Raw genomic sequence first — 24,982 nt, 5'->3', positions numbered from 1 at the left:
GATGGGGATCGAGATTCCAGATGCGGTGAAGTGGCTGACGCCGATCGTGGTGGGAGCCAGTTGGCCGGAGGGTGACGAGACCGCGCTGCGCCGGGTCGCCGAGGCGTGGACGGCGGCGGGCAAGGACGTCGACGACGTCGTCGGGCAGACCGAGGCGGCGGTGCAGGCGGCGCTGGGCACCATGAAGGGCCAGACGGCGGATGCGTTCGAGACGTTCGCGAAGGACTTCGTCAACGGCGACGCCGGATACCTGCCGGAACTGAAGAAGCTCTGCGAGGCGCTCGGCGAAGGTGCCGATGGTGCTGCGCTGGAGATCGAGTACACCAAGATCAGCATCATCGCGGCGTTGGTCATCCTGGCGGCGCAGATCGCCGCGATGATCGCCTCCGCGGTCGCCACCTTCGGCGCGAGCACGGCCGGGATTCCCATTGCCCAGACGGCGACCCAGCTGACCGTGCGCACGTTCTTCCAACAGCTGCTGCAGAAGATCGGGCAGCAGATCCTGCTCAACGTCGCGATCAACGTCGGGCTGGACGCCGGGATCCAGGGCTACCAGTTCGCCACGGGCGACCGGAAGAGCTGGGACTGGTCCAACACCGGCAACGCGGCGATCTCCGGTGTCGCGGCGGGCTTGGCCGGCGGCCTGGTCGACGGCCTCGCTCCCGGCATCGGCCAGCAGATCGGCAAGGACCTGGCGGGCAACGCCACCAAGAACTTCACCGAGGCCGCCGCCTACGGCGCCGCGCGGGGTGCGCTGTCCGGGATGCTCGGCAACACCATCAACAAGGGCATGCACGGCGAGCTGCCGAGCTGGGGCGACTTCACCTCGGGCGCCATCTCCGGTGGTGTCGGCGGTGCGACCGGCGGCATGCAGGGCAGGCACGAGGGCCTGAACGCGACCTGGGAAGGCAACGGCCGGGCCGAGATCCCGGGCGGTGGCGAGTGGGTCTCCGGCTCCAACAACCAGGGCTGGCGGTTCCAGACCGACGAAGGCGCGGTCGTCGGGGCCAATGTGGACAGTCCGTACAGCGGCGGTTTCAACTCCGAGTCGGTCGGCCAGCACGTCAACATCCCGGGCGGGCCGAACAACGTCAACGACAACGACTACGGCGAAGTCGACGACAAGCCGCAGCAGGCGCCCGGCAAGTTGGACCTGCCGGACCCGCCGAAGCAGGAGCGGTGAGCCGCAACGGGTACGGGTTCTGCCCGCACCCGTTTCACGTCCAGGGGCGCCAGGCCGGGATCGGGGCGACGTCGGGGCGCGGATCGCCCCAGGCCGGGCTGTCCGGCGGGAGCTGGTGCAACTCGGCGAACTCCATCCGGCGCCGCACCCGCAGCCACGCGAAGACCAGGTAGCCGCCGAGCGCCAGCAGGACGGCGCCAACGATCCACAGCCCCGGGTCGGTGATCGCCCGACCGACGGCGATGGTCAGCAGCATCGAACCGAGCACCGCGGCCGCGAAGCCCGCCGGTCCCCGGAAAGCCGTGTACGCCTGGGTCTGCCTGGCGTCGCGGAACGTCGTGGTGCGCGCGACGGCCCATTCGCGCAGCGCGTGCCAGGAGGTGAGGTCCTGCGGACCGGTGCGCTGCGGCCAGGCCGCGGTGGACCGGCGGCGCACGATCGCGGCCACCAGCCGCGGGTCGGTGACGGCCACCAGCCACTGCTGCGCCCCGGCGACCAGCCGCACCGCAGGCGCGCGGCGCAGCCGGACGCCGGTGCCACCGGGCAGTGGCCACCAGGCCTCGTCGGCGTCGATCTCGCCGGGCTGGGCCAGCGACAGCTCCGCCAGCGGCAGCGCGTGGTCGACGTGCCCGCCACCGGCTCGGACGTTCCGCGCCAGCACCACCCGGTCCCGGCCGATCCGCAGCCGCCCGGCGCCCGGCGAGCCGGTCGGGACCGCGATCTCCACGTCGCGCTCGGCGAGGTCCAGAGCGGGCGCGGTGTAGCGGCGGTGCGCCGCCCGCGCCAGCAGCGGCGCGACGACCAGCACCACCAGCCCGAGCAGACCGAGCGGGGCGGCGAAGATCAGGTTGGCGACCGCCTGCGGCACTGCGGCCAAAAGCGCCCAGCCGGGCCAGCGGCGCGGGGTCCGCGCGTCCAGCAGCCATCCCACCGCGGCGAGCGCGATCCACCCCGCCGCCCAGACCAGGAAGAAACCGGGCGCGGCGGACAGACCGAGCAGCAGCGCCAGCGCGGGCAGCAGCACCACGCCCAGCCCGGCCAGCCCCAGTGCCACCGGGCGGCGTCCGGGCACGGATTCCCGTGCGGTGCCGGGCTTTCCGGGTACCGCCCGCACCGCGGTTCCCGCCTCCGGCGGGGCCGGTAGCGCCTCCGGCACGTGTTCGCGTCGTGTCATCTCGCGGATCCCAGTCCTCGAATCCCAGTCCTCGAACGGTCAGCAACCACCGAAGTCGATGCGCATCGGTTCCCGCCCGCGCGTGGCGACGCGGGCGCGCAGCAGCTCGGCGAATTCCGCGTCGACCGGCAGCAGCTGCGCGTCGTGCCGGGTGCGGACCACCACCACGTCGCCGGGCGGCACCGACACCCCGCGCCCGTCGGCGAGCCACGCCCAGGCCCGGTCCTCCGGCGTGCTCGACCGCGTCCCGATCTCGGTGATCGCCGACAGCTCGATGTCCTTGGTCGACGGCTGCCGGGCGGGCCGACCCGCGGCGGTCCGCACGGTCAGCCGCAGCCGGTCCTCGGTCAGCAGCAAGGAGTCCTGCCCACCGCTGTGCGGGGAACGCAGCGGCAGTTGCACGACGAACTCGCTGCCGCCCAGCTCGCGCAGCGGCTGCCGCAGCATCGCGCGCCGGGCCGCCGCAGTGGCCAGCACCGGGATCGCGGTCCCGACCACCAGCACCAGCACCGGCTGCCACCAGGACAACACGCCGTTGCCGACGACCGCGATCAGCGCGAGCAGCAGCCCGAGCGCCTGCAGCGGTCCGACGACGACCGGGTACAGCAGCCAGCCGTGCGGCGTGGGGCGCCAGTCGATCCCGTCCACCGACCGCTTGGCGCCCCACGCCGCAGCTGGCATCGGCAGCACCACCAGCACGGCGATGAAGGCGTAACCCACCAGGTCCTGGGTGCCGCGCGGCCCGGCCAGCGGCAGCGACGAACCCTTCGCCACCACCGCCCAGACCAGCCCGAGCAGCGACACCACCAGCTCGGCGGCGCAGCAGAACGCGGTCACCCGCAGTCCCCACCGAGCCCGCGACCACCGCGCTTCGACCGCGTCCCGAGCCCGCGGGTCCACCCGTCCGGGCACCTCGTCAAGCCACACCCCGGCTCCTTCCCGCCAGCGCCCGCAACCCTAACCGCCCATTCGCGACCGGAAGGTGGTTTTGCGGGTGATCAGGCGGCCGGCTCCAAGAGGGCGATGCATTCGATGTGGTGGGTCATCGGGAAGGCGTCGAAGGATTCCAGTTCGGTCAGCTGGTAGCCGCGTTCGGCGAACAGGCCGACATCCCGCGCCAGCGCCGCCGGATCGCAGGCGACGTGCACGATGCGGGCCGGACGGCGCGCGGTCACCGCGTCCACCACCACGCGACCAGCGCCCTTGCGCGGCGGGTCCAGCACCACGACGTCCGGCGCGGGCAGGTCCTCGTCCACGGCCACGTTCTCCACGGTGCCCGCCCGGAACGACACCTGCGGCAGGTCCCGCAGGTTCGCCACGGCGTCCTCCACCGCGCGCTTCGACGACTCGACCAGCAGCACCGAACCCGCCGGACCGACCTGCTCGGCGAGCACCGCGGCGAACAGCCCCACCCCGCCGTAGAGGTCCCAGGCCACGCCACCGGACGGGGCCGCCGCAAGCCGCGCGACCACCTCGGAGAAGACGTCCGGCGCAGCCTTGTGCACCTGCCAGAAACCCTGCGCCGTCACGTCGAACGGCCGTCCACCAGCGGATTCGTGCGCGATCTCGCTGCCGCGCACCTGCCGGGCGATCGCGCGTCCGTGCCGTCGCTGCGGCTTGTGGTCCACGGCGGTGATGTGCACTTCGCCAGCCGCGTCCGCGGTCACCGCCAACTCCGCACCCGGCCGCCAGCGGCGATTCGTAACCTCCGCCAGCGCGCCTTCGACGGTGATCGGGCAGTCCTCCACCGGGATCACCCGGTGGCTGCGGTGCGCGCGAAAACCCGCCTGTCCCTTGCGATCCACCGCCAGTCGCGCCCGGCTGCGCCAGCGCAGCAGACCGCCGGGCAGTTCACGCACCCGCACCGGCCAGTCGATCCCGGCGATCCGCTGCAACTGCTCGGCGATCACCGCGGCCTTCAGCTCCCGCTGCGTCTCGCCGGAGGCGTGCTGCCAGTCGCACCCGCCGCAGCGGTCGCGGCCCAGCGCCAGGTCGGCCAGTGGGCACGGCGGGCTCACCCGTCCCGCCGCGGCGGTCAGCACCTCGACCGCATCGGCGCGGCAGAAGCCGCCCCCGGCGTCCTCGGTGACCTCCGCGACCACGACCTCCCCGGGCAGCGCGTGCCGGACGAACACCACCCGACCCTCGTGCCGGGCCACGCAATGGCCGCCGTGCGCGACCGGGCCGATCTCGACTTCCAGCCGTCTACCGGTCCAGTCCAGCTTTTCGGTCACCGCTCACCTTTCCGTTCGTACCCAGCCCGCGCCGGGTCGCGCCCGGCATCGAGGTGAGCTGCTTCTGGCGGACGCGAGTGGAGGACTCCAGCTGCCACGGCACGCTGGTGACCATCACGCCCGGTTGGAACAGCAGACGGCTCTTGAGCCGCAGCGCGCTCTGGTTGTGCAACAGGTGCTCCCACCAGTGGCCGACGACGTATTCGGGGATGAACACCGTCACCACATCGCGCGGACTGTCCCGTCGGATCCGCTTGACGTACTCCAGCACCGGCCGGGTGATCTCCCGGTACGGCGACTCCAGCACCTTCAACGGCATCGGCAGATTCTCCGCCTCCCAGCGCGCGGTCAGCTCGCGGGTGTCCCGGTCATCGACGTTGACCGTGACGCCTTCGAGCACATCCGGCCGGGTGGCTCGGGCGTAGGCGATCGCCCGCATGGTCGGCAGGTGCAGCTTGGAGACCAGGATCAGGGCGTGGTTGCTGGAGGGCAGCAGCGCGTCCGCCTCCTGCTGCTTGAGCTCGTCGGCGACCCGGTCGTAGTGCCGCCGGATGGCGGTCATCAGCACGTAGATCGCGGCCATCGCGGCGATGGCGATCCAGGCGCCGTGGGTGAACTTGGTGATCAGCACGATCACCAGCACGCTCGCCGTCATGAACAGGCCGAAGGAGTTGATCGCCTGCGCGCGCCGCATCCGCCGCCGGGCCTGCGGATCGGTCTCCTTGCGCAGCAGCCGGTTCCAGTGCCGGATCATGCCGCTCTGGCTGAGCACGAAAGACACGAACACGCCGACGATGTAGAGCTGGATCAGCCGGGTGACCTCGGCTTCGAAGGCGAACACCAGGATGATCGCCCCGGCGGCCAGGAACAGGATGCCGTTGGAGAACGCCAGCCGGTCGCCTCGGGTGTGCAACTGGCGCGGCAGGAACCGGTCCTGGGCGAGGATCGAACCCAGCACCGGGAAGCCGTTGAACGCGGTGTTGGCGGCCAGCACCAGGATCAGACCGGTGAAGAACACCAGGTACCACACGCCGGGCGAGAAGCCCGCGAACACCGCACCCGCCAGCTGCGCGACCAGGGTCTTCTGCTCATAACCGGCTGGCGCGCCGATCAACTGGTGCGCGGGATCCTCGGCGACCACCGCGCCGGTGATCCGGGCGAGCATGAGCAGCCCGAGGAACATCACGACCGCGAGACCGCCCATCAGGGCCAGCGTGGTGGCCGCGTTGCGGGACTTCGGCTTGCGAAACGCGGGCACCCCGTTGCTGATCGCCTCGACACCGGTCAACGCCGCACTACCGGAGGAGAACGCCCGCAGCACCAGGAACACGAACGCGACCCCGGCCATTTGGGTCTCGTCCTGCGTCAGCCCGAATCCGGCGCTCTCGGCGGGCATCTCCTGGCCGAGCACGAAAGTCCGGAAGAAGCCCCAGACGATCATGCCCAGGACGCCGATCACGAAGGCGTAGGTCGGGATCGCGAACAGCGAACCGGACTCCCGGACGCCGCGCAGGTTCATCGCGGTCAGCAGGACGATCGCCCCGACGCAGAAGACCACCTTGTGCTGCGCGACGAACGGGATCACCGAGCCGATGTTGGCCGCAGCCGAGGAGATCGACACCGCGACGGTGAGGATGTAGTCGACCAGCAGGGCGCTGGCCACCACCAACCCCCACCGGGAACCGTGGTTCACGGAGGCGACCTCGTAGTCACCTCCGCCGGAGGTGTAGGCGCGCACGTTCTGCCGGTAGGAGGCGACCACGGTGATCATCACGAGCGCCACCACGAGCCCGATCCACGGGCTGACCGCGAAGGCCGACAAGCCTGCCACCGACAGCACCAGCAGGATTTCTTCCGGCGCGTAGGCGACGCTGGACATGGCGTCGGAGGAGAACACCGGCAGCGCGATGCGTTTGGGCAGCAGCGTGTGCGCGAGGCGATCGCTGCGGAACGGACGACCGACGATCAACCGTTTCGCCGCGGTTGCGAGCTTGGACACGGCACTGAGCGTAAGCGTTCGGACTGCGGACCCGACGACGGCGGCCATCCGAATTCCTCTCAGGTCACATCCGGACCGCCACCCCTGCCCACAGACCCGTCTCACCCGGTACGGTGCACCCGCCTGGAACCGACGGGTGCGGACCGAACTGGATCCGCTTCCGGCCGGGTACGGTCGTCAGACGAGCGCGAGGTCGTCGCGACGAAGCACAACCCCGCAGCGAGGAGACAAGGTCGTGCACGTGGTGATCATGGGCTGCGGGCGGGTCGGGGCTTCCCTGGCCGCGGCCCTGCAACGGCTCGATCACACCGTGGCCGTGGTGGACAAGAACCCCCAGGCGTTCCACCGCCTGGGCAAGGAGTTCCGCGGCCAGCAGATCACCGGCAACGGATTCGACCGGGAAATCCTGGTGGAAGCGGGGATCGAGCAGGCGGCTGCGTTCGCCGCGGTGTCCAACGGGGACAACTCCAACATCGTCTCGGCTCGGGTGGCCCGTGAAACCTTCGGCGTCGAACACGTCGTGGCGCGCATCTACGACCCCAAGCGGGCCGAGGTCTACCAGCGACTGGGCATTCCCACGGTGGCCACCGTCCCGTGGACGACCGACCGGTTCCTGCGCATGCTGCTGCCCGAAGGTGTCGCCACCGCGTGGCGGGAGCCCTCCGGCACTGTCGCGGTCCTGCAGCTACCGCTGCACGATGGTTGGGTCGGCCACCGCATCGCCGAGGTGGAGAACGCCACCGGCGCGCGGGTCGCGTTCATCATGCGGTTCGGCAACGGCGTGCTGCCGGAGGCCAAAACCGTCATCCAGGCCGACGACACGGTCTACGTGGCGGCCCTGTCAGGCACTGTGACAGACGTCACCGCGGCAGCTCGCCGCACACCCGAGGAGAGCGAGTAATGCGCATCGCGATCGCGGGCGCCGGCGCGGTCGGCCAGTCCATCGCCCGGGAACTGCTCGAAGGCGACCACCAAGTCCTGCTGATCGAACGCAACGTGCAGAACTTCCACCCGAAGAACATCCCCGCCGCGGAGTGGATGCTCGCCGACGCCTGCGAGCTGGCATCGCTGGAGGACGCCGGGCTGGAGGGCTGCGACGTGGTCATCGCGGCCACCGGGGACGACAAGGTCAACCTGGTCGTGTCGCTGCTGTCGAAGACCGAGTTCGCGGTGCGCCGGGTGGTGGCCCGGGTGAACGACCCGCTCAACGAGTGGCTGTTCACCGAGGCGTGGGGGGTGGACGTAGCGGTGTCCACGCCGCGGATGCTGGCCGCGATGGTGGAAGAAGCGGTCAACGTCGGCGATCTGGTCCGGTTGATGACGCTGCGCCAGGGCCAGGCCAACCTGGTCGAGGTGACGCTGCCGGAGACCACGCCGCTGGCCGGGCGCCGGGTCCGCGACCTGAAGCTGCCCGCCGACGCGGCGCTGGTGACCATCCTGCGCGGCGGCCGGGTGATCGTTCCGCAAGCCGACGACCCGCTGGAGGCCGGCGACGAGATGCTGTTCGTGGCCACCGCGGACGTCGAGCAGAAAATCCGAACCATCGTCCACGACCACCACCCAGCGGACTGACCGGTTCAAACGCCACGCACTGCCATCGCGAAACCCTCGCTCACGGCGGCTGCGCAGAGTTGCTTGTCGTATGCGGCGAACGTCGCGATTCGCGGCTCAGCGGCCCTCGCGAGCACCGCAGTGGCCAACTGGATAGCGTCGTAAGCCCGGAGACCGAAGGTCGCGGTCAGGTGCGCGGCATGGTCGAGGACCGCAGGCCGCACCGAAACGACCGAAAACCGCGGCCCAGGCTCGTCAACGGCACCGTAGTAATCAGCCTCGAACTCGGTGATGAGGTAGCCCGCCTGCTCGTGCGTCAGGACCCGCATCCGCCGTTTCTTCCACAACGCGGCGGGAACCTCGACCCTGGCGAGCTCGGAGATGACCAGCCCGTTGAGCCTCCGAACATCCTGGTGGCCAGGTTCGTCCAGATAGAGCTTGACCACGGCAGATGAGTCGGCAAAAACGGTCACCCGCGATCCTCCGCAACGATCTCAGCCGCGGATTTGCCTCGCCTGCCAGCCGCACGGGCTTGGCGCACCGCTTCTCGATCCGGTCGAATGCGCGGTTCCCCTGGCTTTGCGAGCAACCCAACGGCGGCAAGTCGTTCACGAACCTGTTCGGCCTCGTCGCCTGCCAACTCGGGGTTGGTCGCCGCATCGAGGACCTGGGTGAGGTATTCGTTCATGCTCTTGCCAGCACGGGCAGCCGCGAATTTGACCCGCTCGACGAGCTCATCGCTCGCACGCCACGACACTTGCAACATGACAGCATGCTAGCATGCATGACAGCATTGAGGCTCGCGTCGGCGGTCAGCCCATCGATGGGTTGGAGCGGATGGGTGCGGTCTCCTGCTGGTCTTGGGCCTTCGCCTCTTCGGCGACCTTCGCCGCGCGGCGGATCGCCCAGATCGTGACGATCAGCGCCAGACCGGTCAACGGGTAGCCCATCACGATCCGCGCGAACGCCAGCCAGCCGGTCTGATCGGCGTCGTACAGCCACTGCTGCACCACGTACTTCGCCGCGAACACCACCGTCCACGCCAGCGTCGCCACGTCGTAGCCGACCAGTGCGCGGCGCTGCTTGCGCCAGGAGAAACCCAGCCCGTTCAGCGCCGACCAGGCCACGCCCACCAGGGGCCAACGAGCCAGCACCGAGACCAGGAACACGCCGCCGTAGATCAGGCTGGTCCAGATGCCCAGCAGGAAGAAGCCCTTGGCATCACCGGACCGGTAGGCGATGAACGAGCACACCGCCACCCCGATCACCCCGGAGATGGCGGGTTGCAGCGGTTCCTTGCGCACCAGCCGGAAGACCGCGATCGCGATCGCCACACCGATCGCCGACCAGATCGCGGGCATCAGCGAGGTCACGGAACTGACCAGTACGAAGACCACGATCGGAACCGCGGAGTAGGCCAGCCCGCTGACGCCGCCCATCTGTTCGAGCAGGGTCTTCTCGGGGTCGCCGGTCCGCTGTGCGGCTCGGTCCGGTTGGTGGTCGGCCGCGTCCTGGGCAGGCAGCCCGGCGGCAGATGGATCGCGTTCGCTCATGCGGTGTTCTGCAACTCGTAGTAGGGGTTGTAAAGCACCTTGCGGCCGTCACGGACGGCTATCCGGCCACGGGCCTTGATGACGCGGCCCGGTTCGATTCCGGCGATCCGGCGGCGCCCCAGCCAGACCAACGTCACGTCCTCGGTGCCGTCGTACAACTCGGCCTCCAGCGTCGGAGCCGACGCCCTCGGACAAAGGCCCACGCTGCGCACCCGGCCGAGCACCACGGCCTCCTGACCGCACTGGCACTCGCTCGCGCGCTGCGCCCCGCCCGCTTGCGACTGCTCCGAGAGATCGTCGGCATCTAACTCGGCAACATCGCTGGTCAGCCGATGTACGAGCCGACGCCAGTAGCCGCCTTCGGTCTTGCTCATCTAGCGCTCCTGTGCGCCTCGGGGCCCGACTCCGCAGCCCGTGCACCCCCAGCGTAGCCGCCGAGAACAACGTAGTCGCGGGGCCAGCGCGATTAAGAATCCAACCCGCACGATCGGCTCAGTTGATCACGCAGGGTCGTGGGTGAAAGTCGTGATTCTCACCAGATTTTTCACTCACGATGCGGCAGCGATCAGCCTGCTTGGCCGTTGTTGTTCTGGGCTTGGGCCTGTTGGATGTGCCGCTGGATCGCTTCCGGCAGCTCGATCGGCAGCGGCGTGCGCACCGGCAGCGGGTCCGCGCCGCGGACCACGATGGTCTCGTCGAGGACCGCGTACAGCAGCTTCGCGCAGTCCTTGGCGAGTTCCGCTGGTCCGGCCGCGACACCGCGCAGCAGCCAGCGCGGCCCGTCCACCCCGACGAACCGCAACGCGGCCTTCGGCGAGTCGGCGACCAGTTCGGTGCCCCAGTCGCCCTGCTCGGTGTGCACCCGCGCGCCGTCCTTGCGCAGCTGGTCGGCGAGTTCCTCGCCGACCTCGTCCCAGAGCCCGCTGCTGCGCGGCGCCGCGAACGCGCTGACGGTCAGCCGACCGACCGGGGTGACCAGGTGCACCGCGCGCACCGGTCCGGCCGGATCGACCTCGACCTGCAGCTGACCGCCCTCGGGTACCGGTAGCCGCACCGAACCGAGGTCGAGTCGCTCCACCTCGTCGTCGGGTGCCTCGCTCTCGTCGAACGGCCCGCCGTCCAGGGCGTCCTGGTCCTCGGCAGCACTCCCGTGCAGTTCGTCCTCCGCCGCGTCACGAGCGGATTTGGCCCGCCCGCGGCCCCATCCGAACATCCCCTCAGACCTCCGTCCTGTGACCGGCCTCGCCGACCGAGACCGCCAGCACCTCGTGCCCGCCGGTGGACCCGAAGCCCCCGGCACCCCGCTGCGACGCAGGCAGCTCGTCGACCTCCTGGAACACCGCGTGCTCGACCTTCTGCACGACGAGCTGGGCGATCCGATCGCCGCGCCGCAACGACAGCGGTACCGCACGATCATGATTGATCAGGCAGACCTTGATCTCACCCCGGTACCCGGAATCAACCGTGCCCGGCGCGTTGACCACGCTCAACCCGGCCTTCACGGCCAGGCCCGAGCGCGGGTGCACGAAGCCCGCGTAGCCCTCCGGCAGCGCCACCGCGATCCCGGTGCCCACCACGGCGCGTTCGCCCGGTTCGAGCACCACGTCACTGGTGGTAACCAAATCCGCACCCGCGTCGCCTGGTTTCGCGTACGACGGCAGCGGCACATCGGGGTCAAGTCGAGTCAGCAGGACCTTCACGTTCGACACGGGCGGCGAGACTACCCTGAACCCGTGTCGGAAAGCGTAGAAGCGGCCAGCATCGCCGGGGACACCCCCGGTCAGGCGAATTCGAAGGGGCATCCGGTGTTCCGCGAGCGGTTGTACGCGTCGTGGTGGACCTGGCCCCTGCCGATGATCGCCGCCGTGCTGCTCGCCGCGGAGGTGCACATGGGCTACCCGGGCGTGCGGGCCTGGCTGCCCTACGTCGTGCTGGTGCCGCTGGCCCTCGCCATCCCGGTGTGGCTGGGCCGGACCAAGATCGAGATCAGGGATGGCGAGCTGTGGGTCGGTGACGCGCACCTGCCGCTGCGGTTCATCGACGACGTCGAGCTCATCCCCGCCGCGCGGCAGCGCCAAGCGCTCGGCCCGGAGCTGGATCCGGCCGCGTTCATGGTGCACCGCGCGTCGATCCACACCTCGGTGCGGATCTGGTTGAACGACACCGACGACCCCACCCCGTACTGGGTGGTCAGCACGCGTCGCCCCGATGAACTGATCGCGGCCCTCAAGAACGGGCATTAGTGCCCGTCTTCGATCCTGTTTTGAAGCGGTTACCCGCGCCGCCACTCAACCGAGTTCAAACGACAGACGATTGAAGAACAACTGGGCACACGCCGTCAGCGTGTGCCCAGCCACTTCCCGGTCTCGTCGACGCTGGCCGCCCGGATCAGGCAGCGCAATCGCGGCAGACCAGCCGACCATTTCGGTTCTCGGCCAGTCGGCTGCGGTGATGGACGAGGAAGCAGCTTGAGCAGGTGAACTCGTCCGCCTGCTTCGGGAGCACCTTGACGGTCATCTCCTCACCGGACAGGTCCGCGCCCGGCAGTTCGAAGTTCTCCGCGATCGCCCCTTCGTCCTCGTCGACGACGCCCGATTGCGCATCGTTGCGTCGCGCCTTCAGCTCCTCCAACGAGTCCTCGGCCAAGTCCTCAGACTCGCGGCGCGGAGCGTCGTAGTCGGTCGCCATCGTGATTCACCCCTGCGTTTGTGGAGACTGCAATGGTGTGCCGCTGGTTAACGTTCCAGGACCCGGATTTGTGCCCGCTGGCGCAGTGATCGTGGTCTCGCCCTGCAACGTGTTCAGTTCCCCCGTAATGAGCGACTTGCCTCATCCGGCACTCCGTGAGGCGCCGAGAGGGTAGCTCATACAAAGTCCGCACACTCACCAGGTCACCCATAGGTGTGGTGTTTGCTGCATCCGCAGGCTGTCGAAGATCAATCCCCGGAACCGCCGGCGTCGCCTTCTTTGGTTGCCCGGTAAAGCACTCCGTGATGCGATGCCCAGGCAGTTCTTCGTTCATCATCGATTCAGTCCACCAAGCGCAGGCAGCTGCGACACGGCGGCGGCCTCCGGCGCCGCGCGACACCCGATCTACGCATAGGCTGATCTAGTGGTGATGTGCGCACGCGGGTCTAGGCATCCAGGGAGGGGCGGGACGTGTCAGCCGTGAGTGCAAGGTGGGCTCGGCGAGCCCGGTATCGGCGGCGTCGGCCACTGCCCGCTCTGGTGGTGCTCGTAGGGCTCGTGGTGCTGTCCGGCCTGCTGTGGACCCGGGTCTTCGACACCGTGGAGGACGTCGAGGCGGCGACCACCTGCAACCCGCCAGGCGCGCCGACAGCCGCACCGCAGGAAGCCGACCAACCGCAACAAGTGCCGCTGGGCGCCATGCTGCCGCGCGGCGCGCTCGATTCGACCAGCCCGATCCCGCCGCAGGACGCGCCGGTGCGAGTGCTCAACGGCAACGGCGAGGCCCGGCAGGCGTCGCTGGTCAGCGACGAGCTGGCCAGCCTCGGCTTCGCCAAGGGCGGCGCGGACAACGACCCGGTCTACGTCAACTACGACCTGAAGTGCCACGGCCAGATCCGCTTCGGCAGCGCCGGTGCCGGCGCGGCGCGGACGTTGAGCCTGATCGCTCCGTGCGCCCAGCTGATCCGCGACGAGCGCCCGGACGCTGGCGTCGACTTCGCGCTGGGGGCGGACTTCGACGACATCAAGACCACGTCGGAGGCCAAGCAGATACTCCAGGAGTTGGAGAACTGGGTGCCCCAACGGGATCAGCAGGGCGGCGCCCAACAAGAGGTGACGCCGCCGCGGATCAGCAGCGAACTGCTGACCAAAGCCCGCGAAGTGCACTGCTGACCGAACGGCTGGCCGTGCGTGGCAATGCGCGCGGAGCCCACTGCCACGCACGCCGCGTCAGACCCGCCCGGCCTCGGCGCGCTGGAGTGCTTCGGTCAACTCCTTGGCGATGCCCGGCGCAGCGCAGACGATCATCCCGTCGCCCAGGCCGTCCGTCGAACCCTGAGCGGGCAGTCGCAGTTCGGCACCGGCCTCGGCGGCGACCAGCGCACCGGCCGCCCAGTCCCACCGGTTGAGACCGACCTCGAAGACACCGTCCAGCCAGCCCGCGCCGACCGCGCACAGGTCCAGCGACGCCACCCCGGCCCGCCGGATGTCGCGCACCTGACCCAGCAGCCGACCGAGCACCTCCGCCTGCGCTGTGCGGCGTTGTACCGAGTAGGAGAAGCCGGTGCCGATCAGCGACAGGTCGAGCCGATCGGCGGCCGAGACGCGCAGCCGACGGCCGTCCAGGAAGGCGCCGTGCCCGGCCGCGGCACTCCACACCCGACCGGACACCGGCTCCACCACCGCACCGGCCACCGAGCGCCCATCGATCTGCGCGGCCAGCGAAACCGAGTACCAGGGGAAGCCGTACAGATAGTTGACGGTGCCGTCGATCGGGTCGACGACCCAGCGCAGCCCGTCCAGCGCGCCTTCACCGCCTTCTTCCTCGCCCAGCACCGACTCGCCGGGCCGCAGTCGCGCCAACCGCTCCCGCACGAGCCGTTCCACGGCGCGGTCGCCTGCCGTGACGACATCGGTCTCGGTGCTCTTGGTGTCCACCGCGCCATCCACGATCGCTTCGTCACGCACCGTGCGGGCCAACTCGGCCGCCTCACCCGCGATCCGCACAGCGACCTCGCACAAGGTTTTCGGATCTACCTCTTTTGCCAATCCCACGTACACATCGCAACACAACCCGGTTAAGGTCTGCACACCTTCGTCTGAATCGAATAGGAAGGATCAGTCATGGCGACTGCCCGCGGTTTCGGCGTCGATATCGGCGGGTCGGGCATCAAGGGGTGTCCGGTCGACATCGACGGTGGCGTGCTGGCCGAGGAGCGGATGCGGATCCCCACCCCGCAGCCTTCGACCCCGGCCGCAGTGGCGGACGCCGTCGCGGAGATCGTCGAGAAGTTCGCCTGGACCGGTCCAATCGGCATCACGCTGCCCTGCGTGATCAAGGACGGCACCGCGCTCACCGCAGCCAACGTCGACAAGGGATGGATCGGTACGGATGCGCAAGCGCTGTTCGCCGAACGGCTCGGCCGCACCCGGGAAGAGGTGGTGGTGCTCAACGACGCCGACGCCGCCGGGATCGCCGAGATGCGCACCGGGGCCGGTGCCGGGCATCGCGGGCTGGTCGTGGTGCTGACCTTCGGCACCGGGATCGGCAGCGCCATGTTCATCGACGGCAAGCTGGTGCCCAACACCGAATTCGGCCACATCGAAGTGGACGGCCACGACGCCGAGTCGCGGGCCGCCGCCTCGATCAAGGACGAACTGGAGCTCTCCTACGAGCAGTGGGCGCCGCGCGTCAGCCACTACATCGAGGGCCTGGAGAAGTTCCTGTGGCCGGACCTGATCATCGCTGGCGGCGGGGTCAGCAAAAAGGGTCACAAATGGATTCCACTGCTGCAGACCCGCACTCCGGTGGTAGCTGCGGCGTTGCGCAATGACGCCGGCATCGTCGGGGCCGCGACAGCCGCCGCGACCAGGGACAACACCTGATCTGCCGACTGCTTAGCACATGACGGGACGCGCGGACTCCGCCTTGCGGCGGAACCGCACCCCCGCATCGCAGTTACAATGGAACGCAGCCCACTTGATTCGAAGTGCTCATCGAGGAAAAGCCCAGGTGATTCCTTGACAGGCGCAGGGCTGGATCCAGTGGGCCGTCCCCCACCTTTGGCGGCCGAGGTTTCGCGCCCTCCGGCCAGCCCTCATCGACCGTCGCGAAAGGGCGTACGTGGCAGCCGCAGAAACAGCAACCCGACGCTCCAGCTCCGCCGCTACCGGCGGTGCTCAGGCCGAGTCGGGCCAGTCCCAGGACACCCCCGCTTCGAAGGCGGCTGCTTCGTCTGACACCGAGCAGACGAACTCCACCGCCGCGCGCAAGAGCACTGCCAAGAGCTCGACAGGCGCGAAGACGACGGCCCGCAAGCCCGCCGCCGCGAAGACGGCGGCAGCCAAAAAGGGCGCCAAGGCTCCAGCGAAGAAGTCGACCAAGTCGACGACCGCCCCCGCCAAGGGCAGTGGCGAGGGCATGGAGATCGACGAACCGATCGAGACCGACTTGACGTCCCCGGATGTCGCCGACCTCGCCGAGGTCGAGGTGGAAATTCCGGAGGAGCCCGTTCCGGAGGAGGAAACCAAGGAGTCCGGCGACTTCGTCTGGGACGAAGAGGAATCCGAGGCGCTCCGGCAGGCCCGCAAGGACGCCGAGCTGACCGCTTCCGCCGACTCGGTGCGCGCCTACCTGAAGCAGATCGGCAAGGTCGCGCTGCTCAACGCCGAGGAAGAGGTGGAGCTGGCCAAGCGCATCGAGGCCGGGCTCTACGGCGCGGAGCGGCTGCGGCAGGTCGAGGAGGCCGGCGAGCAGCTGACCACCCAGATGCGGCGCGACCTGCGCTGGATCGTGCGGGACGGCGAGCGGGCGAAGAACCACCTGCTGGAGGCCAACCTCCGCCTGGTCGTCAGCCTCGCCAAGCGCTACACCGGCCGCGGCATGGCCTTCCTGGACCTGATCCAGGAAGGCAACCTGGGCCTGATCCGCGCGGTGGAGAAGTTCGACTACACCAAGGGTTACAAGTTCTCCACCTACGCGACCTGGTGGATCCGACAGGCCATCACCCGCGCCATGGCCGACCAGGCCCGCACCATCCGCATCCCGGTGCACATGGTCGAGGTGATCAACAAGCTCGGCCGCATACAGCGCGAGCTGCTGCAGGACCTCGGCCGCGAGCCCACGCCCGAAGAGCTCGCCAAGGAAATGGACATCACCCCGGAGAAGGTGCTGGAGATCCAGCAGTACGCCCGGGAACCCATCTCCCTGGACCAGACGATCGGCGATGAGGGCGACAGCCAGCTCGGCGACTTCATCGAGGACTCCGAAGCCGTCGTCGCGGTCGACGCGGTGTCGTTCACGCTGCTGCAGGACCAGCTGCAGTCGGTGCTGGCGACGCTGTCCGAACGGGAGGCCGGTGTGGTTCGCCTGCGCTTCGGGCTCACCGACGGCCAGCCGCGAACGCTGGACGAGATCGGCCAGGTCTACGGCGTGACGCGGGAGCGCATCCGGCAGATCGAGTCCAAGACCATGTCGAAGCTCCGCCACCCGTCCCGCTCCCAGGTCCTGCGCGACTACCTGGACTGAGAAGCTAGCCGAGCGATGCCGCTGACCTGCTATTTTGCGGATCAGCGGCATCGTCGTGACAAAGCCCGGTCTCGACAGCCGCATTACCGTGCCTCCGATCAGAGGTGCCCCTCCGACCAATTCTTTAACTGACCAATCAGTTAATCTGTTAGCATCGTCGCATGGCCCGATCCGTTGATCCAGCGCTCGCCGCCGCCCGGCGCGAAGCGATCACGCAGGCGGCGGCGACGCTTTTCGCGGAGCGCGGCTTCGAAGGCACCTCGGCCGCGGAGATCGCGAAAGCCGCGGGCCTCAGCTCCGGAAGCGTCTTCTACTACTTCACCGACAAACGGGCCCTGTTCCGCGCGATCTTCGAACCCGACCTCCCCGCCGCCCGCGAGCTCGTCGAGCAGCACGCCGACGACGACCCGGTGGCGTCGATCCTGGCGATGGTGGACGCGCTGGCCGCCGATGCGATGGACCCGCTGGCCCCCGGAATCCTGGTCGAGCTCGTCCGGCAGGTCGGCAAGGACCCGGAGTTGGCGCAGGTCATCACCGAGACCACGGCAATCCTGCACGAGGGCTTCGCGACGCTGGTCGAACGCGGCATCCGCGTCGGCGCGATCGACCCGGCGCTGGATCCGCACGAGACCGCGCAGTGGATCCAGGTCGTCATCGACGGCGCGTTCCTCAACGCCGACCCGGACCGGGACCCGCGCCCGATGCTGCGCCGGATCATCACCAGATTCCTCTCCCGACCGCACGACCCCACTGGAGATCCCGCATGACCACCACGGATTCGTCCACGACCCTCCGCATGTCGAGCGCGGTGCTCTGGGTGCTGCGGATCGGCTGCGGCACCCTTGGCCTCGGTCTGGGCTTCCTGGTCAAACCGCTGGTGCAGTGGTTCATCGACCTCCTGGGCGAAGCCCCCGGCCCACTGCGCCTGGCCGCCACCCTGCCGACGGCCTGGGCAGTGCCGGTGCTGGCGGTCGTCGGCCTGGTCGCGGGCAGCTGGTTGGCGGCCGAGGCGCAGAAGGAGAGCCTGGAGCTGACCATCGACGAAGCGGGCGTCCGGCTCAAGCAGAACGGCGCCGAACGCTACCTCCACCGCGCCGAGATCGATGCGGTGTTCCAGGACCGCAAGGACCTGGTCTTCCTCGACGCGACCACCAGGCAGCTCGCCCGCCACAAGTCCTCCGACCTGTCGAAGACCAAGGTGCGCGCCGCCTTCGAACGCTTGGGCTACCCGTGGGCGGGCACCAGCGACCCCCACGAGAACGAGTTCAGCAAGTGGCTGGACGGCCACCCCGGCCTGGACGACCAGGCCAACGCCCTGTTCAGGGCCCGAGCCCGAGCCCTGACCGACAAGCAGCGAGGCGCCGCGGCCGACCTCGCCGACCAACTCCAAGCGATCGGCGTAGTCCTCCGAGACCGCGAAGAAACCCAGCAGTACCGCCGCATTCCAGGCCCCCGAGACACCTGAAGACCACTTCGCGAGCGGCGAATCGTCACCGTCCCGCAGAGCTCGTGACGGCAGCCGCTGCTGACGGGCTGCTTGTGTCCAAATCCTGTATTTGCCATGCAGGGGACCAAAGAGGCCCCTGGCCAGGGTCGCCGGTCAGGGGCGCTCTTGGTGGCGTCAGTGGACGTCAGCCGTCGGACTCCGCCGACGGGATGTAGGCGCCCGGCACCTGGTCCGGCGCGAAGACCTCGTCCTCACCCGGGTAGGGCTGCGTCCACCCGTGCGTCTGGTACCACGTGAAGTGGTTCATCTGCGCGGGATTGGCGTAGTCGGCCGTGGCGTTCGGCCCCGTCAGGCGCTGGTGCGTCTGCCACTCCGCCCACTGCGCCGCCACCTGCTGCTTGTCCGTCGGCACCGTGGCGGACGGTACGGCCGCGGCGTTGGCGTTCGGCGGTGCGGGGGTGTCCACACCGCAGGTCGGCGGGGTCGACAGACCCGCGGTCAGCGAGGTCCGGTTCGGCACCGCGGTGAACGGCGTGTAGTCGGGCTTCCCGGTGAACGCCGCGGCCATTGGGGTGGCCGCGCTGTCCTTCTGGTTCATCGGATGGATCCCGAGGATCTGCTCGATGGTCCGGATCATCGTGATCTGCGAGTAGTAGTGGCTGTCAACGGCGCCGCGCTGGGCCCAGGGGCTGATGATCTGGATCGGGGCACGGTGGCCGTCGACGTGGTCCAAACCGGCCTGGGAGTCGTCCTCGACCACGAAGATCGCCGAGTCCTTCCAGTACTGGCTGTGCGAGATCTCGTCAACGATCTTGCCGACCGCGAGGTCGTTGTCCGCGACCTGGGCGGCCGCGTTCGCCGGGCCACCGGTGTGGTCGCTGGAGAGCCAGAACATGTTCAGGTTGGCCGGCCCGTTCTTCTCGAAGTCACGCTTCCAGATCTCGTACCGGTAGATGTCCGGGACGCTGGTGTCGAACTTCGGGAAGCCGTGCACCGACACGTCGTTGAGCGATGGGATCGGCGAGGACGAGACCAGGGGGTAGGCGGTGTCCTGCCCGGTCGCCGCCATGTTCTTGGTGTCGCAGTACAGGTTCTGCCAGCTCGCGCCCGACGGCTTGGTCAGGAACTGCTGGAACTCACCGAAGTCCCGCACGCTCTTCCCGGCCGCCTGGGCACCGGTCCAGATGAAGCCGGTCCGCTGGTGGCCGAGCGCGTCGTCCTCGGTGTCGTAGCTGCGCAGGTACTCACCGGCCGAGGATTCGGTGTACTCCGGGTCGTCGGCCTGCATCAGCCAGTTGTGCCCCTCGGCGGAGTTCGTGCCGATGTCGTACGTGTTGTCGTACAGCCCGAATTGCTGGGCCATCGCGTGCTGGTTCGGCGTCACGTTCTCGCCGAACTGGGCCAGCGACGGGTCGCCGTTGCCCTGCGGGACGTCACCCAAGACCTGGTCGTAGGTCCGGTTCTCCTTGACGATCATGAAGACGTGCTTGATCGTCGAGGGGTCACCGAGGCGCTTCGGAACCGGCACCTCCTTCGCCTTGTTGCCGTTGGCGATCTCGACCGAGTTGTTGGTCCAGCCGTTCTGCTGGAAGACCGTGGCCGTGTAGCCCTTGATCGCCTTGTCGTCCGGCAGCGTGAACCGCTGCAGGCTCGACGTCGTGTCGTGGGTGGCGTGCCCGGCGCTGTTGGTGGGACGGAGGGCGTCGATACCACGGGTGTTGGAGACCAGCACGTCGTTGCCGACGGTGGTGATCTCCGCGGGGAAGTAGTCCGTCGGGAGCAGGCCGACGTAGCTGACCGGCTCCAGCGGGCTCGTGTACCGGTAGACGGCGACCGCGTTGGCGCGACCGAGCGTCACCAGCAGGTGACCGTCGTCGGTGAGCGTCACCGCGTCGGGCTCGTAGCCGACCGTCGCCTCCGGCCATGGCTGGGTGGCGATGGTCTGGACGACCTTGTTGCTGGCGGTGTCGATGACCGACACGTCGTTGGTCGCGGTGTTGGTGACGAACAGCGCCCCGTTCTTGGCGTACAGGGCGGTCGGGTGCAGCCCGACGTCGACGCTCGTGGCGGCCGCAGCCGGGTTCGCCAGGTCGATGACGCTAACCGTGCCGGTGGTGGTGGCAGCGGTCACCGGGTCGGCAGGCACCTGGGTGTTGTAGGAGTTGATCGTGGGCTCGCCGGGCTTCGCCGGACGCCCGCCCTCGTTGCTGACGTAGAGCTTGTCGCCGACCTTGATCATGTCACGCGGGGCGTTGCCCACGGCCCAGCTCTGCTGGATGGCTCCGGTCGCCGCGTTGATGGCGACCACCCGGTTCTGGCCGTTGACGGCGGAGTACACGGTGGAGCCGTCGGGCGAGAACACCGCCTCAGCCACCAGCGCGTGCTTCGGCCCGTCCGCCGGGATCCCGACGAAGGTCGGGTTGGCGACGGTGCCGTCCGGGTTCACGGTGAACTTGGTGTAGCCGTCGGTCTGACCCAGCCACAGCTGCGAACCGTCGGGCGAGTACGTGGGGCCTTCCTGCCCCACGTCGTTGCCGCTGATGCGCGGGTTCGCCGACGCGGAGTTGCCGACGAGCTGCTGCACCTTCCAGTTCTTCAAATCCACAATGGACAGTGCCATCCCGCCGTCGGTGACCGAGGCCGCCAGGTGGGTGCCGTCCGGGCTGACCGAGGACGACATGATCTTGCCGTTGTTGATGACGAGGCGGTCGCCGATCGGCTTGATGTACTGGTCGCTGGAGACGACTTGACCGTTGTCAGTGGTCTGGCCGACCTGGTCGGTGCCGAACTGGTCCGTCGCGGCGAGACCAATGCCGGTGCCCGCAGTTACGAGGACGACAGTAGTGGTACCGACCGTTGCGAAGCGTAACCGGCCGCTGCGTCGACCGAGAAGTCCGAAACGGACCTTCTCGACACGCCGACGATGGCGCGTTACTCGCATTGAGTTATCCCTTCGATGTGGTTCGCAGCAGTTCGACATTCCCGTCGAACTGCCACAGCGGGTTGGGTTGGTCCCCGGCCGGGGTCCGCACCTGGAAGTAGCCGTTCACTTCCTTCGGCCCGTCGCCGTCGGCGACGAACCGCCCGTCTGAGGTGACGTCGAGCTGGTAGATGGCCGTCCCCACGGCCTCGACGTCGGGGAGATGCCAGTAGACGACGCAACGCCAGTCGTTGCCCGGCCCCTGATCGGAGACCATGTCGCCGCCCTTGTCGCACGCCGCCGTAACCGCCAGCTGCGCTTCGGTGACGGCGGGACGGTTCAGCTGCTCGGTCTGCAGGCGGTAGAGGTGGGCGAACGTCGTGGCGAGCGAGCGCTGCACCTTGTCCTGCTCGATCCCGGAACCCAGGGAGGGGGTCGCCACGGCGATGATCGCGAACGCGAGGCCGACGAGCCCGACCAGCGGCAGGGCTCCGACGGTGATCGCACGGCGCCCGGAGCCGTCCGAGATGAGGTTGGTGAAGTCGCGCCGCAGGAAGAGCAGGTAGGCCAGCGCGGTCGCGGTGACGGCCCACACCAGGCTGACCACGATGCTGATCAGCAGCGGGCCGAGCTGTACCGGGCTGGTGAACAGGCCGTTCCACGCGACGAAGGTGTAGCTGGGCAGGGCGAGGCGGACGGCGACGGGCAGCGGCAGCAGCTGGGCGAGCGCCATCGCGAGGGCGACGACGGCGGGCAGCAGCAGGCCCATCGGCGACCGTCCCAATGCGACGGACCCGAGTAGCCCGATCGCGGCGAGAGCCAGCGTCGGGGCGAGCACGCAGACCCACGCGAGCAGGACCTGCCCGGCGGCGTCCCCCGGAGCGAGCAGGTGGCCGTCAAGGCCGACCAGCTGCCGGTTGCCGACCGCCACGACTCCGCCGACCGCGCTGGACACGGCCATCCCGGCCACGAGCACCAGGATGACGGTGAGGCTGGCCAGTGCCTTCGCCACGAAGATCCGCCGGTACGACCGGACCGCCACCAGCAGGTGGCGCCAGGTGCCGAGCCGGTCCTCGGAGGCGAACACGTCACCGGCGACCACCGAGGTCAGCAGCGGGAGGGCGTAGGTGCCCGCGAAACCGAGCATCACCAACGATCCGGCCCAACCCGTGGCGTTCATCAAGCGACCGAAGACGGTGTCAGTGGGGAGTGAGCTCTGTTGGCTCACCACTGCGACGACGAGTCCCGGCGCGATCCAGCAGGCGAGGATCAACAAGCGGACCCGCCATTGGGAGAGCAGCTTGACCAACTCGAAGCGGTAGCCGCGCGCCACCGAGGCGGGGCGGGCAGCGGGAGCGTCGGGCTCGGCGATGGTCGCGGTCATCGGTTGGACTCCTGCTGCTCGGTGAGGGCGAGGAACGCGGCTTCGAGCGGCGACACCACGGGTGCCAGCTCGCGCACCGCGATGCCCGCGCGCACGAGTCCCGCCACCAGTTCGTCGAGGGCAGGCACCAGCGCGCGCACCACGACGACCTCGGTGTCTTGCCGCGCCCCGGCATCGGAGCCGTCGACGATGCGGACCCCGGGCGTGTCGAGAATCAACCGGCGGGCGGCCTCCGGGTCGGAGGTACGGAGCCGGTAGTCGAGTTCGCCGTTCTCCGCGGACAACTTGCTCAGCGGGCCGGAGAAGACGACCCGTCCGGTCGCGAGGATGGTGACCTCGGTGCACAGCGCCTCAAGGTCGTCCATCCGGTGGCTGGAGAGCACTGCGGTGGTGCCCTCCGTCGCGAGCCGGGTGAGGACACCGTGCACGTGCTTCTTGCCAGCAGGGTCGAGGCCGTTGGACGGCTCGTCGAGTACCAGCAGCCGGGGCTTGGTGAGCAGGGCGGCGGCGAGCCCGAGCCGCTGACGCATGCCGAGGGAGAAGCCCCGAACCCGGTCGTCGGCGACATCGACGAGCCCGACCTGGTCGAGCGCGTCGTCGATACCCGCTGTCCGCGCGTCGTGGCTGCGGAGAGCGGCCAGCGCGGCGAGGTTCTGCCTGGCGGTGAGCGAGGGGTAGAGCCCGGGTCCGTCCACGAAGCCAGCGACCGCGTCGGGAGCCGCCAGCGCCCGCCCGACTGGCGTACCCAGGATTTCGAGGCGGCCGTTGTCGGCGACGGCCAGGCCCAGCAGCAGGCCGAGCAGTGTCGTCTTCCCGGCGCCGTTCGGGCCGACCAGCCCGTGGATCTGCCCCTGCGCCACATCCAGATCGATGCAGTCGAGTGCGACGACATCGCCGAAACATTTGGTGATCCCACGAGCCCGGACTGCGAGGGTTGTGTCCATGGATCCCTTTCTTTTCGTAACCCTCCGGGAAGTTAGGCACCGAGAATGGCGCGAGCAGGGTAGCTAGTTGAACATTCATGGAACTAAAAACGGCCGGTGTCTGCCGCACCAATGTCCTACCGCCAACAATGGTGAAGATCACAGCAAATTCGGCTAACAACCTCACTATGATCCCCAATTAGCGGATTTGCGGCTTAGCGCCGTTTTTTCCGATTCTGATACCCGAACAGCCAACGCCTGCCGATCGCGATAGGAGATACTGGCGACCTCGTGATCACCGCCGAGAGGCGGGTTCGCGGCATGGATCCGCAGCGCTACCTGGTGGTGCTGGTCGACGTCGGCAAACGAGCTCGGCGCAGACCGTCATGACCGCATTCAGCCGCATTACCAGCAAAACTGGCCAGCTGTGCCGTCCCGCATGTCCTCAACAGCGCCAACTATCCGAGACGCGGCATCTCGCAACGCGACTGGATCGACTTCGAATTCGTCGCCCACACCTTTGGGCCTTTCAGAGCTTTCCGATCACCAGACCGCGCCAGATCCATCCGGCACCGATCACGGCATCCTGGAGTGGCGCCTTCAACTCCCCAGCCGAAAATGTGCGCTGAGATTCCTCGACGAGCTTTCCCAGCTCGTTTCGCGTGAAGGTGGCGCGGTAGGATTTCTTGTTGATCTGTCCACGGGCGAACCTCGTTGCCAGAGTCAGTCTGGGGATTCCGCTCACCCAGGTTACTGACCATTGCTGATCCACAGATCGGACCTCGTTCTGCAAAACGTCCAGCCGCATCAATGTCCTGTTGATCGTGGTTGCATCGCCGAAATAGCCGTACCAGTAGGTATCGGCGATCGCCTCGACCAGCGTCGATTTTCCCGACCCGTTCTCGCCGACGATCATCGTCACCGGCGAGGTGAAGGTCAGCCCGTGCTCGGTGACGCACGGCACCGTGTACGGCCGCGCGTCGAACGACGCCGGGCGCTGGGCTTCGGGAATGAAGGCACGACGGGCGAGCACAGGCGGCTCCTTGGTAGTTCGGCGAACAGTTCCCGCTCGGTACGCAGTTTCCCGCTCGGCGCAAGCAAACCCGCACTCCTCTGGGGCTCGGCAGTACCTGGTCGTGAGTGGTAATCCCGGTTCTTACCAGAGTTTCAGCCCAGAGCCGATCCCGACTTTCGAGAGTCCAATGAGGACATCTTGGTCGCGGGGCGCGCAGTGACGAGACGAGGTTCCGACGAGGCAGGGTGAACCCGACCAGGCGGCACTGCGGACAGCAACCAGCAATGCGCGTGGAGTGAGATTGCGCTTGACCACGGTGCTCGACAGCACCGCGGCAGGAGTTCCGAAGTCGGCAATCACCCCAACGCCAGTACTTCTCGGGC

General features: G+C 68.6%; 25 protein-coding genes. 9 read left to right on the top strand and 16 right to left on the bottom strand.

Going from position 1 to position 24,982, the window contains the following annotated elements:
* Position 1: 1 nt before the first annotated feature.
* Positions 2-1,183 carry a WXG100-like domain-containing protein gene (locus ACTWQN_RS15895; protein ID WP_443204241.1) on the top strand — a complete coding sequence of 394 codons (1,182 nt, stop codon included), beginning with the start codon at positions 2-4 and terminating at the stop codon, positions 1,181-1,183.
* A gap of 34 nt (positions 1,184-1,217) precedes the next feature.
* Here ACTWQN_RS15895 and ACTWQN_RS15890 read toward each other — a convergent pair whose 3' ends face one another.
* The 4 genes from ACTWQN_RS15890 to ACTWQN_RS15875 form a co-directional block, all read right to left on the bottom strand.
* Positions 1,218-2,357 (bottom strand): hypothetical protein, encoded by a 1,140-nt coding sequence (locus ACTWQN_RS15890; RefSeq protein WP_443204240.1) that lies wholly within the window; start codon positions 2,355-2,357, stop codon positions 1,218-1,220.
* 39 nt (positions 2,358-2,396) lie between these two features.
* A complete protein-coding gene (locus ACTWQN_RS15885; RefSeq protein WP_443204239.1) occupies positions 2,397-3,284 on the bottom strand; it encodes a hypothetical protein in 888 nt (295 codons plus the stop codon).
* 71 nt (positions 3,285-3,355) lie between these two features.
* Complete coding sequence (locus tag ACTWQN_RS15880) at positions 3,356-4,591, bottom strand: class I SAM-dependent RNA methyltransferase (RefSeq protein ID WP_443204238.1); 1,236 nt, start codon at positions 4,589-4,591, stop codon at positions 3,356-3,358.
* Positions 4,563-6,590 (bottom strand): APC family permease, encoded by a 2,028-nt coding sequence (locus ACTWQN_RS15875; protein WP_443204237.1) that lies wholly within the window; start codon positions 6,588-6,590, stop codon positions 4,563-4,565. The genes ACTWQN_RS15880 and ACTWQN_RS15875 overlap by 29 nt, the downstream gene beginning before the upstream one ends.
* A 235-nt stretch (positions 6,591-6,825) precedes the next feature.
* Between ACTWQN_RS15875 and ACTWQN_RS15870 the strand changes: the two genes are divergently transcribed.
* Together ACTWQN_RS15870 and ACTWQN_RS15865 are read left to right on the top strand one after the other, a co-directional pair.
* On the top strand, positions 6,826-7,491 hold the full coding sequence (locus tag ACTWQN_RS15870; protein ID WP_443204236.1) for a potassium channel family protein: 666 nt from the start codon (positions 6,826-6,828) through the stop codon (positions 7,489-7,491).
* Positions 7,491-8,162, top strand: coding sequence for a potassium channel family protein (locus ACTWQN_RS15865; RefSeq protein WP_443204235.1), 672 nt, complete (start codon positions 7,491-7,493; stop codon positions 8,160-8,162). Before ACTWQN_RS15870 ends, ACTWQN_RS15865 begins: the two co-directional genes overlap by 1 nt.
* A 5-nt stretch (positions 8,163-8,167) precedes the next feature.
* On the opposite strand, the gene ACTWQN_RS15860 is transcribed toward ACTWQN_RS15865, so the two are convergent.
* The 6 genes from ACTWQN_RS15860 to dut form a co-directional block, all read right to left on the bottom strand.
* Positions 8,168-8,614, bottom strand: a complete 447-nt coding sequence (locus ACTWQN_RS15860; RefSeq protein WP_443204234.1) for a type II toxin-antitoxin system VapC family toxin — start codon at positions 8,612-8,614, stop codon at positions 8,168-8,170.
* The gene (locus tag ACTWQN_RS15855) at positions 8,611-8,907 is read right to left on the bottom strand and encodes a transcriptional regulator (protein WP_443204233.1); all 297 of its coding nucleotides are present in this window, start codon (positions 8,905-8,907) and stop codon (positions 8,611-8,613) included. The genes ACTWQN_RS15860 and ACTWQN_RS15855 overlap by 4 nt, the downstream gene beginning before the upstream one ends.
* A 46-nt stretch (positions 8,908-8,953) precedes the next feature.
* Positions 8,954-9,694, bottom strand: a complete 741-nt coding sequence (locus ACTWQN_RS15850; protein WP_443204232.1) for a DUF3159 domain-containing protein — start codon at positions 9,692-9,694, stop codon at positions 8,954-8,956.
* Positions 9,691-10,068, bottom strand: coding sequence for an OB-fold nucleic acid binding domain-containing protein (locus ACTWQN_RS15845; RefSeq protein ID WP_443204231.1), 378 nt, complete (start codon positions 10,066-10,068; stop codon positions 9,691-9,693). The genes ACTWQN_RS15850 and ACTWQN_RS15845 overlap by 4 nt, the downstream gene beginning before the upstream one ends.
* A 191-nt stretch (positions 10,069-10,259) precedes the next feature.
* Entirely contained in the window at positions 10,260-10,907 is a 648-nt protein-coding gene (locus ACTWQN_RS15840) for a DUF3710 domain-containing protein (RefSeq protein WP_443204230.1), read from the bottom strand.
* Positions 10,908-10,911: 4 nt separating this feature from the next.
* The gene (dut, locus tag ACTWQN_RS15835; protein WP_443204229.1) at positions 10,912-11,403 is read right to left on the bottom strand and encodes a dUTP diphosphatase; all 492 of its coding nucleotides are present in this window, start codon (positions 11,401-11,403) and stop codon (positions 10,912-10,914) included.
* Between the two features lie 24 nt (positions 11,404-11,427).
* On the opposite strand from dut, the gene ACTWQN_RS15830 reads away from it, so the two are divergent.
* Positions 11,428-11,937 carry a DUF3093 domain-containing protein gene (locus ACTWQN_RS15830; protein WP_443204228.1) on the top strand — a complete coding sequence of 170 codons (510 nt, stop codon included), beginning with the start codon at positions 11,428-11,430 and terminating at the stop codon, positions 11,935-11,937.
* A gap of 145 nt (positions 11,938-12,082) precedes the next feature.
* On the opposite strand, the gene ACTWQN_RS15825 is transcribed toward ACTWQN_RS15830, so the two are convergent.
* A complete protein-coding gene (locus tag ACTWQN_RS15825; protein ID WP_184727472.1) occupies positions 12,083-12,382 on the bottom strand; it encodes a DUF4193 domain-containing protein in 300 nt (99 codons plus the stop codon).
* Positions 12,383-12,853: 471 nt separating this feature from the next.
* Here ACTWQN_RS15825 and cei point away from each other — a divergent pair, with 471 nt between their 5' ends.
* Positions 12,854-13,555 carry an envelope integrity protein Cei gene (gene cei / locus ACTWQN_RS15820; protein ID WP_443204227.1) on the top strand — a complete coding sequence of 234 codons (702 nt, stop codon included), beginning with the start codon at positions 12,854-12,856 and terminating at the stop codon, positions 13,553-13,555.
* A gap of 57 nt (positions 13,556-13,612) precedes the next feature.
* On the opposite strand, the gene ACTWQN_RS15815 is transcribed toward cei, so the two are convergent.
* Positions 13,613-14,404: an inositol monophosphatase family protein gene (locus ACTWQN_RS15815; protein ID WP_443204226.1), complete on the bottom strand. Its 792-nt coding sequence runs from the start codon at positions 14,402-14,404 to the stop codon at positions 13,613-13,615.
* 102 nt (positions 14,405-14,506) lie between these two features.
* On the opposite strand from ACTWQN_RS15815, the gene ppgK reads away from it, so the two are divergent.
* The 4 genes from ppgK (at position 14,507) to ACTWQN_RS15795 (ending at position 18,375) form a co-directional block, all read left to right on the top strand.
* The gene (ppgK, locus tag ACTWQN_RS15810; RefSeq protein WP_443204225.1) at positions 14,507-15,268 is read left to right on the top strand and encodes a polyphosphate--glucose phosphotransferase; all 762 of its coding nucleotides are present in this window, start codon (positions 14,507-14,509) and stop codon (positions 15,266-15,268) included.
* A gap of 238 nt (positions 15,269-15,506) precedes the next feature.
* Positions 15,507-16,910, top strand: coding sequence for an RNA polymerase sigma factor (locus ACTWQN_RS15805; protein WP_443204224.1), 1,404 nt, complete (start codon positions 15,507-15,509; stop codon positions 16,908-16,910).
* A gap of 161 nt (positions 16,911-17,071) precedes the next feature.
* Positions 17,072-17,677 (top strand): TetR/AcrR family transcriptional regulator, encoded by a 606-nt coding sequence (locus tag ACTWQN_RS15800; protein WP_443204223.1) that lies wholly within the window; start codon positions 17,072-17,074, stop codon positions 17,675-17,677.
* Positions 17,674-18,375 (top strand): YqeB family protein, encoded by a 702-nt coding sequence (locus tag ACTWQN_RS15795; RefSeq protein ID WP_443204222.1) that lies wholly within the window; start codon positions 17,674-17,676, stop codon positions 18,373-18,375. The genes ACTWQN_RS15800 and ACTWQN_RS15795 overlap by 4 nt, the downstream gene beginning before the upstream one ends.
* A gap of 166 nt (positions 18,376-18,541) precedes the next feature.
* On the opposite strand, the gene ACTWQN_RS15790 is transcribed toward ACTWQN_RS15795, so the two are convergent.
* The 4 genes from ACTWQN_RS15790 to ACTWQN_RS15775 form a co-directional block, all read right to left on the bottom strand.
* Complete coding sequence (locus ACTWQN_RS15790; RefSeq protein ID WP_443204221.1) at positions 18,542-21,298, bottom strand: alkaline phosphatase family protein; 2,757 nt, start codon at positions 21,296-21,298, stop codon at positions 18,542-18,544.
* 4 nt (positions 21,299-21,302) lie between these two features.
* A complete protein-coding gene (locus tag ACTWQN_RS15785; protein WP_443204220.1) occupies positions 21,303-22,661 on the bottom strand; it encodes an ABC transporter permease in 1,359 nt (452 codons plus the stop codon).
* On the bottom strand, positions 22,658-23,605 hold the full coding sequence (locus ACTWQN_RS15780; RefSeq protein WP_443204219.1) for an ABC transporter ATP-binding protein: 948 nt from the start codon (positions 23,603-23,605) through the stop codon (positions 22,658-22,660). Before ACTWQN_RS15780 ends, ACTWQN_RS15785 begins: the two co-directional genes overlap by 4 nt.
* A gap of 508 nt (positions 23,606-24,113) precedes the next feature.
* Positions 24,114-24,617, bottom strand: coding sequence for an AAA family ATPase (locus tag ACTWQN_RS15775; protein WP_443204218.1), 504 nt, complete (start codon positions 24,615-24,617; stop codon positions 24,114-24,116).
* Between the last annotated feature and the right edge of the window lie 365 nt (positions 24,618-24,982).

Source organism: Saccharopolyspora antiqui, from assembly GCF_052246905.1.
In the GTDB taxonomy this organism is placed as follows: domain Bacteria; phylum Actinomycetota; class Actinomycetes; order Mycobacteriales; family Pseudonocardiaceae; genus Saccharopolyspora.
Note: the sequence above shows the minus strand (reverse complement) of the source record. Positions and strands in the feature narration are given on the sequence as shown.